The organism is Bartonella sp. AA2SXKL (assembly GCF_042197205.1).
Lineage (GTDB): Bacteria > Pseudomonadota > Alphaproteobacteria > Rhizobiales > Rhizobiaceae > Bartonella.
In genome coordinates this window covers 359-718 of sequence record NZ_JBHIRN010000144.1, presented here as the reverse complement: position 1 = coordinate 718, position 360 = coordinate 359, and the positions used below count along the sequence as shown (strand labels likewise).

The window sequence follows — 360 nt, the reverse complement described above, 5'->3', positions numbered from 1 at the left end:
CTCTTTTACATCTTTTTTATTTTCTACAAGCGCGTTTTTTTCGTTTTTTCTCCTTCAAAAGGCAGTCTAAAAGACAGGAAAAGTCCTTTGATCGCATTGAACCAATTTTCTTTGATGAAAAAACAAAATGTGAGAACTCTCAAAATAAGGTCTTCACTTCTTCGGTTAAAAATCGTGTTTTCAAGCCTTTAACAACTTCTTCAAACGGTAATTTTCTTCTTCCACTTTTGGATTATCTTTCAGTTTCTCCACCGACAGCAAGGGATGCAAAACTTTCTCCTGCTTTCTTAAAAGCCAACTCTCAGGAACTTGAGGGCATTTTGTTAGATTTTGGGGTTAAGGGGCAAATTATTGATGCGC

General features: G+C 36.1%; 1 pseudogene. It reads left to right on the top strand.

From position 1 onward, the window contains the following. Positions 1 to 360 (top strand): annotated as a pseudogene (locus ACFINS_RS10325) (cell division protein FtsK); the annotation flags it as partial.